The following is a 3,735-nucleotide window of genomic DNA, read 5'->3' as shown; positions in this document are numbered from 1 at the left end:
CGCCACCAGCAGCAACGACTGACACATCCGACGAGACTACGGATGGCCCACAACTGAACCGCCGAACCCGGCCTCACATTGAGCCGTCGCCGACATGGGGCCCCCTTGCGGGCCGCCCTGCCATGCCCACTACTCATCAGGGGTGACGGTGATCCCGTATTCGTAGCGGTCCGGTCGGCCGGCTTCCTCCCACCGGGTCCAGGCGGCGACGACCTCGTCCCCGATGCGGCGCGGTCCGCCCTGAAGAAGCAGCGGCGCCTCGCGCACCTCCGTGCCACGCGGTAGACGGCGTGCAGGAGCGCCCATGGGGCACGCACGGCGACTCCCGCGCCAACGGGTCTTGGGTTCCAGCTGTCTCTGCAACACCTTTGGGGCACGGCTCGACCGGCGGTGACCTGGCCTTCGAGGGTCTTCTCCCGGGAACGGCACACTACCGACGGGAGAAAAGTTAACCAAATGCTTGACTATTCGCTGCCACCATCGAACAGTTAGGCACATGCTTAACCAATCTGGTTCGTTGGACCGGGTGTTCCAAGCGCTGGCGGACGCGACTCGCCGGGACATCGTCGAACGGTTGATCCGCGGGCCTGCCTCGGTCAGTGAGCTGGCCCAGCCGCTGGCCATGTCGCTGCCAGCGGTGATGCAGCACCTACAGGTACTGGAGGCGTGCGGACTGGTCCGGTCCGAGAAAGCCGGAAGGGTACGCACCTGCCACCTCGAGCCGGCTGTGCTGCGAATGGCCGAGGACTGGATCGCTGCGCAGCGCACTGCCTGGGAACACCGCCTCGATCGCCTCGGCGACTACCTGACCGAACACTGCGACAGCCCGGATCAAGGGAGCACACAATGACCGATCACCTGGTCACACATGCCACGTTCACCCTCGAACGCCTCTACGCGGCCTCACCCAGCAAAGTGTTCGCCGCGTGGGCCGCCCCCGAAGCAAAGGCCCGCTGGTTCGCCGGCCTCGACGCCGAGCACGAGCTCGATTTCCGCGTCGGTGGGCGGGAGGTCAACCGCGGCCGCTCCGGCGGTGGGCCCGTGCTGACTTTCGAGTCCTGGTACCGCGACATCGTCCAGGACGAGCGGATCGTCTACACCTCCACCCTGTCCGAGGGGCAAGACCTTGCGACAGTGTCGCTGACGACGGTGGAGTTCCTCCCCGAGGGTGGTGGCACCCGGCTGCTGCTCACCGAGCAGAGCACCTTCCTCGACGGCCGCGAAGAACCGAGCTGGCGGGAGCAGGGCACCGGCACGTGGCTTGACGCGCTCGCCACCGAACTGCTGCGAAGCATCCAGCAACAGCGATGACCACGAGCAACCGTTCGCGGACTCGCCGTTGGCAGGTGCTGGCGCTGCTGGGCACGGCGTTCTTCATGACGATTCTGGACGGCACCAGCCTGCTCGCCGCCCTGCCCGCGATCGAAGGCCACCTTCGCCTGCACGGTCCTGCCATCCAATGGACCGTGACGGCCTACGCGCTGGCCTTCAGCGGGCTGCTGTTGTTATGCGGCCGCGCTGCGGATCTGCTGGGCCGTCGGCGTGTGTTCATCGCCGGGATGGTGCTGCGGGTCGTGGCCTCGCTGGCGTGCGGGCTCGCCCCGTCCATCCAGACCCTGGTGGCCGCCCGGGCGGTGCAGGGCGTCTCGGCCGCGATCATCGCTCCGGCCGCGTTGTCGATGGTCATGAACACATTCCCCGAAGGGATCGAGCGGAACAAGGCGCTCGGCATCTGGGGCGGCCTCGGCGGGTTCGGCGCCACCGCCGGTCTACTACTGGGCGGCATCATCACCGATACCCTCGGCTGGCAGTGGGTGTTCTGGGTGAACGTCCCGGTCGGGACCCTCGTGCTGGTGCTCGCCCCCGCCACGCTGCGCGAAAGCCGGGACCGGGCACGCTGCCGTTCCTTCGATGTCCCTGGTGCGCTGACCATCGCCCCAGCACTCGTTCTGCTCGTATACGTGATCACCCGGGTACCGACATCCGGGTGGGCGAATGGACAGAGCATCGGGCTACTGGCCGCCGTGGCCGTGCTGGTCTGGATGTTCATCCTGGTGGAGAAGCGATCGGCGGCCCAGCTCGTTTCCTTTCAGTCGCTGCGCTCGCGCATGCTGGTCGGCGGCAACCTCCTCCTGCTCATCGCCGGCATGACCGTCGACGGCATGCTCGTCACCCTCACCTCTTTCGTGCAGCAGGTGCTCGGCTGGCCGGCGGCGCGGTTCGGGCTGGCGGCCGCGATGATGACCGTCACCGCGGCCGCAGGCGCACTGCTGAGCCAACGGATCGTGCGCAGGCTCGGCCTGGGACGGGTAGCTGCCGCCGGGAGCGTCCTGCTCGGTTGTGGCTGCCTGCTGCTCACCCGTATACCGGCCGGTGGCCCGATGAGTCTTCTGTCGGCGGCCCTGCTCCTGTTCGGGGCGGGAATGGGCACCGTCACGGTATGCGCACAGATCGCCGCGCTGACCGGCGTCACCGAAAAGGACTCAGGCCTGGCCGCCGGCCTCGCCGACACCTCCTTCGCCGTCGGCACCGCCGTCGGCACCGCCATCTGCACCAGCGTCGCCGCCGCCCGCACGTCCACGATCGGCGGTCCGACACCGCTCGCACTCGCCACCGGGCAGCATGCCGCGTTCGGGGCAGCCGGCGTCTTCGCCGCTCTCGCCTTGATCACCGCGTTGACACTCCTCAGCAAGCGATCCGGCCTGTCCCGCAGCGTGTCGGCAGACGCAAGCGAGAACGTATCTCCCCGGGCACCGTCAACCTCACCTTGATCTACGGGGACACCCCCTGGCTCCCTCCTGGCGTGGTTCCTGTTCCGCATTCCGTGGAGGGCCGGACCCGAATCCGGCGGCAAGGCCCCAGCCTCACCCGCGAACCCCTACGCAGAGGTCCTCGGTGTCACTGCGGGTGCGAACGGCACCCGGCTCCGACGTCGTGGCCCTCGGCGCGCAGCTGGGCGACGGCGGCGGCGACGTAGCGTGTCGTCCACAGGACTACCGCCGCGTTCAAAACCACTCCCATTGACATCCTCCCTGCCCTAAAGGACGGGGATTCCTAGCTCACTTCGCCTGGCCGCTTGTGCGTCTGGCGGCGACAGGTGTGGTCGACCGGGTCGACGACGGCGAGCAGGTGCAAGGTCTTGGCGATGACGCCTGGGGCATTGCGCTGGGGCCATTGCCGTTGGCACGGCTTCCCGGACCCGCTCGGGGGTTCGAGCCCGGGAAGCCTCCCTCCACGGTGCCGGTAGCGGCCGCTGACAGCGCGCGGGGCTACGCCATGGCGTCGACGGCCGCTGGGGTGGTCTGTTCCGGCGGCGAGGGCTCGGCTGCGCCGGTGGGTCCGCGCAGCGGGGAGGGAGGGAGCGGGAGGCGGGCACCACCCCGAAGACGACACCCAACTGGAACGGCTGGTCCGCGAGGCGATGTGGCGCAAGTGGCCCGGGCACAAGATCAACCACCCCGACTTCGTCCGGCCCGACCGGCCCGACCGGCCCTGGCCAAGGTCCGCTTCACCACCAAGGGCACGGGCGTCACCGTCAAGGCCGACGAGGCCGGAAACCTCACCGCCCGTCGACATCGAGTCCTCGGTGGCGCAGCTGCGCAGATCAACTGACCGGATGAGGCCGGTCGGATCGAAACCTTGCAGAACGTGTCCGGCCCCCTCGGGGACCTGGGGGGCGGGCACCCCGGGGGGGTGGACCAGCGGCTTGAGGGGTATTCGCTGGGGTAGCGGGGT

The 3,735-nt window shown here is 68.8% G+C and carries 5 protein-coding genes; 4 read left to right on the top strand and 1 reads right to left on the bottom strand.

Translation table 11 applies throughout. The features are described from left to right. The first annotated feature begins 496 nt into the window (after window positions 1-496). Genes ACFV61_RS18225 through ACFV61_RS18215 form a run of 3 tightly spaced genes read left to right on the top strand, consistent with a single transcriptional unit; the run spans window position 497 to window position 2,771 of the window. Window positions 497-850 carry a metalloregulator ArsR/SmtB family transcription factor gene (locus ACFV61_RS18225; RefSeq protein ID WP_063351815.1) on the top strand — a complete coding sequence of 118 codons (354 nt, stop codon included), beginning with the start codon at window positions 497-499 and terminating at the stop codon, window positions 848-850. Continuing rightward, a complete protein-coding gene (locus ACFV61_RS18220) occupies window positions 847-1,311 on the top strand; it encodes an SRPBCC family protein (RefSeq protein ID WP_380492638.1) in 465 nt (154 codons plus the stop codon). Before ACFV61_RS18225 ends, ACFV61_RS18220 begins: the two co-directional genes overlap by 4 nt. Beyond that, entirely contained in the window at window positions 1,308-2,771 is a 1,464-nt protein-coding gene (locus ACFV61_RS18215) for an MFS transporter (RefSeq protein ID WP_380492636.1), read from the top strand. The genes ACFV61_RS18220 and ACFV61_RS18215 overlap by 4 nt, the downstream gene beginning before the upstream one ends. A 127-nt stretch (window positions 2,772-2,898) precedes the next feature. Here the strand turns inward: ACFV61_RS18215 and ACFV61_RS18210 are convergent, their stop codons facing one another. Beyond that, window positions 2,899-3,021: a hypothetical protein gene (locus ACFV61_RS18210; RefSeq protein ID WP_380426244.1), complete on the bottom strand. Its 123-nt coding sequence runs from the start codon at window positions 3,019-3,021 to the stop codon at window positions 2,899-2,901. 411 nt (window positions 3,022-3,432) lie between these two features. Between ACFV61_RS18210 and ACFV61_RS18205 the strand changes: the two genes are divergently transcribed. Further along, a complete protein-coding gene (locus ACFV61_RS18205; protein ID WP_380492634.1) occupies window positions 3,433-3,612 on the top strand; it encodes a hypothetical protein in 180 nt (59 codons plus the stop codon). Window positions 3,613-3,735: the final 123 nt, after the last annotated feature.

Origin of the sequence: Kitasatospora sp. NPDC059817 (assembly GCF_042731835.1) — a bacterium.
Taxonomy (GTDB): domain Bacteria; phylum Actinomycetota; class Actinomycetes; order Streptomycetales; family Streptomycetaceae; genus Kitasatospora.
Note: the sequence above shows the minus strand (reverse complement) of the source record. Positions and strands in the feature narration are given on the sequence as shown.